Here is a 2,861-nt window from a genome sequence, read left to right as displayed (position 1 = left end):
TACGGATTCATCATCGCCCTCACGGCCATCGTGATGTTCCAAGTCAGCTTGCAGGACCGCTGCCGCCGCAATAGCCGCGTCGTCCTCGTGCTCGGCGGACTGGTTGGCCACATGCTGATGGTCCGCGCGGTGATGGGCTTGGTGGAGGTCGGTTCGATCCCGGAAATCTTCCGGTTTTTCGCCGTGCCTTTCGCCCTCGCTCCGATGCTCCACGGCGTGCTGCTCGGCCGCGCGGTCGCTTCGTTTTCCGTCGTCTATGTCACCTTGATCGGGTGCCTGCTCGTTCCCCAAGGCGAGGTTCTGCCTTACATGATCCTCAGTCTGGTCTGCGGCATGACCAGCGTCTTGCTCGCCTATCAAGTCCGCAAGCGGCTCCAACTCCTGCAAGCGGGCATCTACGTCGGGGCGGTCACGTTGGTCATCGGCATGGTGCTCGGGCGCTTGGACGTCCCCGCGATTTTCGGGCCGGACTCCATGAGTCACCTGCAACTTCTCGGCTCCGGCAGCGCGACTGCTTTCGGCACCGCCGTCGTGACCGCGCTGCTCATCAGCGGACTGCTTCCGCTGTTTGAAGGCACTTTCCAACTCACCACCGACATCAGCTGGCTGGAACTCAGCGATTTGAATCACAAGCTGCTCCGCCAGATGCAGCTCGAAGCGCCCGGCACCTTCCACCACAGCCTCGTCGTCGCCGCCTTGTCGGAAGCCGCCGCCGAAAAAATCGGTGCCAACGCCCCGATGTGCCGCGTTTGTTCCTATTTCCACGACGTGGGAAAACTCAAGAAGCCCGGCTATTTCATCGAAAACCAGCACGATGGCGGGGAAAATCCTCACGACGCGCTCACCCCCACGATGAGTTCCCTGATCATCATCGCCCACGTCAAGGACGGCATCGATCTGGCCGTGAAGCACAAGCTCAACCCCCGGATCATCGACGTCATCCAAGAGCACCACGGCGACTCGCTGGTCTATTATTTCTACCGCCGCGCTCAGGAGCAGAAGAAGGCCGAGATGGAAAAAGTCGATCGCCGACTCGAAAATCCCGAGGATCTGCCCGCCGTGGATGAGAAGAATTTCCGCTACCCCGGCCCCCGTCCGAGCTCGCGCGAGAGCGGCATCATTTGCCTCGCCGACACCGTCGAGAGCGCCTCCCGTTCTCTCAAAAAGCCCACCCCCGCGAAAATCCGCGCGATGGTCGATGACCTCGTCAACGCCAAGATCAACGACGGCCAACTCAACGACTGCCCGCTCACTCTCCGCGACCTCGCCATCGTCAAGGAAAGCTTCACCGGCACTCTCCGCAGCATGCTTCATAGCCGCATCGACTATCCGAAGGACGATGCTTCCTCTGCCACAAAGCGCTTGGCCAGCGACGCCACCCAGGGCGGCCGCGTCATCCCCATGCCCAAGCGCGCCTGACCTACCAACCCCGCACCGCCATGTCGTTAGAAGTCATCATCGGCAACAACCAAGAAGCCACCGAAATCCCGGAAAGCTGGCTCACCGCGCTCGAAAGCGTCGCCCACGAAGCCGCCCGGCTCGCCTTGGAAAACGCCGCCGAGGAGGACTCCCCGCTGTTTCATCTCGCCACGCTGGAAATCGCCATCGTGGACGACGCCACCAGCGACCAAGTCCACCGCGATTTCATGGACATCGAGGGACCCACCGACGTGATCACCTTCCATCACGGCGAGATTGTCATCGGCGCCGAAGTCGCCGAGCGCCAGGCCGCCGAATACGACGAGCCGCTCGCCCGCGAAATTCTCCGTTACATGGTCCACGGCCTCCTCCACCTCGCCGGCCACGAAGACGAGGTGGCCGCCGAGCGCGCCACCATGGAAGCCGTCCAGGAAACGATCGTCGCCCGCCTCTGGACGCCAGATCTCCGCGAGCGCCTTAATCCCGATTTCCTGAAATGAGTCGCATCAATCACTCCGCCTGCCGCTGGTGTTACGGCGAAATCCCGCTCGAAGACCTCTGCATCGCCGCCAAAGACATCGGCATTTCCTCCATCGAGCTCGTCATGCCCGACGACATCCCGGTCTTGGAAAAACACGGCCTCAGCTGCGCGATGATGAGCTTCCCCGTTGGGAAAATGGCCGATGGCACCGAAGTCGGCCGCATCGAAAAAGCCTTCAACCGCCTCGCACACCACGACACGCTCGTGGAAATCTACCAGCCGCACCTGCGCGCCGCCGCCGCCGCCGGAGCGAAGAACGTCATCGTTTTCTCCGGCAACCGCGAGGGCATTTCGGACGAGGAAGGCATCCAAAACTGCGCCACCGGCCTCAGCCGCCTGCTCCCGCTCGCCGAAGAACTTGGCCTCACGCTCGTCATGGAGCTGCTCAACAGCAAGATCGACCACCCGGACTATCAGTGCGACCGCAGCGGCTGGGGAGTGAAGCTTTGCGAGACGCTCGGCAGCCAGAACTTCGGCCTGCTCTACGATATCTATCACATGCAGGTCATGGAGGGCGACGTCATCCGCACCATCCGTGAGAACCACCGCTGGTTCACCCACTACCACACCGGCGGCTGCCCCGGGCGGAATGAAATCGACGCCACGCAGGAGCTTTTCTATCCCGCCATCATGCGCGCCATCGCCGACACGGGCTACACCGGCCACGTCGGCCAGGAGTTCATCCCGTTGGCCAGCGATCCTCTCGTCAGCCTCCGCGAGGGCGTGAAGATCTGCAGTGTTTGAAAACAGGGGGATCTTGCATGTAGTTCAACCCTTTAGGGCAATGCCTTTAAGGATTGGGGCCGTGGTTGCGAAAAAACAAGGCGAAGAGCCCCAAGGAGCGGCGGAATGCGTCCGCCGATGACCATGAGGAGCCAATGAGGTGAGCAAAGCGCTTTAC

Annotated in this window: 3 protein-coding genes; all 3 read left to right on the top strand. The window is 61.8% G+C overall.

Going from position 1 to position 2,861, the window contains the following annotated elements:
* On the top strand, positions 1-1,419 hold a 1,419-nt coding region (locus tag AC4DF4_RS18475), incomplete at its 5' end, for an HD family phosphohydrolase (protein ID WP_490049567.1).
* Between the two features lie 20 nt (positions 1,420-1,439).
* On the top strand, positions 1,440-1,919 hold the full coding sequence (gene ybeY / locus AC4DF4_RS18470; protein WP_490049566.1) for an rRNA maturation RNase YbeY: 480 nt from the start codon (positions 1,440-1,442) through the stop codon (positions 1,917-1,919).
* The gene (locus AC4DF4_RS18465; protein WP_490049565.1) at positions 1,916-2,704 is read left to right on the top strand and encodes a hydroxypyruvate isomerase family protein; all 789 of its coding nucleotides are present in this window, start codon (positions 1,916-1,918) and stop codon (positions 2,702-2,704) included. Before ybeY ends, AC4DF4_RS18465 begins: the two co-directional genes overlap by 4 nt.
* Positions 2,705-2,861 lie beyond the last annotated feature (157 nt).

Source organism: Luteolibacter sp., from assembly GCF_058122085.1.
This window is presented reverse-complemented; position numbering and strand designations above follow the sequence as displayed.